This window comes from Rubrivirga sp. (genome assembly GCF_049648075.1).
Lineage (GTDB): Bacteria > Bacteroidota > Rhodothermia > Rhodothermales > Rubricoccaceae > Rubrivirga.
The window spans coordinates 1-2,173 of the sequence record NZ_JBARYR010000107.1; the positions used below are offsets into that span (position 1 = coordinate 1).

The following is a 2,173-nucleotide window of genomic DNA, read 5'->3' on the forward strand; positions in this document are numbered from 1 at the left end:
GGCAGGCCGTGGCCGGCAGCGACGAGCGACGGCTCGAGGTCGGCCAGGAGCGAGACGCTGGCGCGTGCGGCGTCCCAGTCGGGCGTGAACGGGACCGGCGGCCGGTCGAACTGGCGCGGCTTGGTGACTTGCGCCGACCAGCTATCCAAGTCCATCGTGGCGAGCGCGTCGCCGGAGACGAGAGCACGGTCGAAGTCGCGGAACAGGCTGACGTGGCCGGCGGTGTGGCCGGGCGTGTGGAGCCAGCGCCAGTCTCGCGCGCCGGGGACGGAGCCGTCCTCGGGAAGGGGCATGACGTGGTCTCCGAAGTCGTAGCCGCCGCCGGGGAAAAACCGCGCCAGGAAGGCGATCGCGCCGCTCATGGTCGTGTCCTTCGGCGCGAAGTCGGACTGTCCGGTGAGGTACGGGAGCTCGAGCGGGTGCGCGTAGATCGGGACGTCCCAGTGCCGAGCCAACGCGAGCGCCGAACCGGCGTGGTCGAAGTGCCCGTGCGTCAGGACGATGCCCTCGGGCCGGGCGTCGGGTCCGAACCGCTCCTCCGCCATGCGAACCGTCAGGGCAGACGTGCCGGGCAGACCGCTGTCGACCACGCACCACGGCTCGTCGGGCTCGCCCACGAGGTAGACATTTACGAACGCGACGGGCACACGGGCGACGCCAGGCGCGACGGGGTCGAGGAGGAGAGACATCGAGGACGAAGGAGGGGCGCGCGTTGTACGACCTCGAGGGCGGCCCGTTCGCGTCCTCGAGGGCGAGCCGGGTCCGGCGACCCGAACCAGAGCCTCGACGCCGACCTCGAGGCTGTGCTGCCAGCGCTCCATCCTCGAGGACGACGCTCGTCGTGCCCGGGTCCCCCCGAGGTCCCCCCGAGGTCCCCCCGACAGAGTCATCCCCGCGGAGGCGGGGATCCAGGACGTCCGAGGCTCCCACGCTTTCGGACACCACCGCTTCGAACGGGCCTCGGTCCACCGTCGAGGTCGGTCCACCGTCGAGGTCGTCACTCTGGATTGGCTGCGCCGTCCTCGAGGACTCGAGTCCCGCCCCCTGCGGGAATGATGGTCTACGGTATGACGGTCTACGTGATGTGCGCTCGGCCCACTGCTGACACCGACCTCGAGGCTGTGTCCCGTCCTCGAGGTCGCCCTTGTTTCTGCCACGTCCTCGAGGGCGAACCCTCACGTCCTCGAGGGCGCTACGCGACCGCCGAGCCGACGTACTCCAACGTCCCGGCGTCCGCATCGAGGACGGCCTCGAGGCCGATGGGGACCGTGTAGACCGGCGACGCGTGGCCGATGGGCGCGCCTATAATCGCGGGCCGGCCGTACGCCTGGAGCCGCCGGCGGATCGTCTCCTCCGCCGTCCACGACGAGCCGCCGGATCCGCACGACGAGCACTGCCCAAACGCAACACCGGCCGGCTCGCGGAGCTGGCCCGCCAGCTCGAGCTGAATCAGCATCCGGTCCACGCGGTAGGCGTCCTCACCGACCTCCTCGAAGAACACGACATGGTCGTCGAAACCGGGCAGGAAGCCTGTCCCGGCGAGCGCCGAGATGACGGTCAGGTTGCCGCCTACGACTCGACCTCGAGCCGTGCCCTCGACGACAGTCTGGGTTCGATCGCGATTGCTGCGCGTCTCCGGCCCGATCACCAACGGATCGCCCTCGACCAAGGTCTGGAGGAAGCTGCTCGTCGTCACCTCGTTCCAGGTCGAGACGCCGACCGGGCCGTGGAAGGTCACGATCCCCGTCCGCGCATAGACCGCGAGCAGGAGTGCCGTCGTGTCCGAGTAGCCGACGATGGGCTTCGGGTTCGCCGCGATCACGTCGTAATCCAGCATTGGCAAGATGCGCGCGCAGCCCCACCCGCCCCGGACGGCCAGGACCGCGTCGACCTCGGGGTCCTGGACCATCGCCATGACGTCGCTCGCGCGCTGCTCGTCGGTGCCGGCGAGGAAACCGTGCCGAGCGAGGACGTGGCGTCCCACCTTCGTCTGGAAGCCCAGACCCTCGACGGCCTCCATGGCCCCGTTGAGCTGGCCGCGAGAGCGGAGCACGCCGGCAGGCGCGATCAGCCCGATGGTCCCGCCCGCCGGCAATCGTGGCGGCAGCACGAGTGGGCGCGGCCGGTTGAGCGCGACGATCTCCGGCTCGGCCTCGAGGACGGCGACCTGGGG

General features: G+C 70.6%; 3 protein-coding genes. 1 reads left to right on the top strand and 2 read right to left on the bottom strand.

Going from position 1 to position 2,173, the window contains the following annotated elements; translation table 11 throughout:
• On the bottom strand, positions 1-689 hold a 689-nt coding region (locus WBA11_RS02925; RefSeq protein WP_424519229.1), incomplete at its 3' end, for an MBL fold metallo-hydrolase.
• A 363-nt stretch (positions 690-1,052) separates the two neighbouring features.
• On the opposite strand from WBA11_RS02925, the gene WBA11_RS02930 reads away from it, so the two are divergent.
• Positions 1,053-1,274, top strand: a complete 222-nt coding sequence (locus tag WBA11_RS02930; protein WP_424519230.1) for a hypothetical protein — start codon at positions 1,053-1,055, stop codon at positions 1,272-1,274.
• Here WBA11_RS02930 and WBA11_RS02935 read toward each other — a convergent pair.
• On the bottom strand, positions 1,193-2,173 hold a 981-nt coding region (locus WBA11_RS02935; protein WP_424519231.1), incomplete at its 5' end, for a S66 peptidase family protein. The two genes, WBA11_RS02930 and WBA11_RS02935, sit on opposite strands and share 82 nt — an antisense overlap.

Excerpts from the sequence above, each read along its gene's own strand:
- WBA11_RS02930 (WP_424519230.1), top strand. The coding sequence starts at position 1,053 with ATGATGGTCTACGGTATGACGGTCTACGTGATGTGCGCTCGGCCCACT.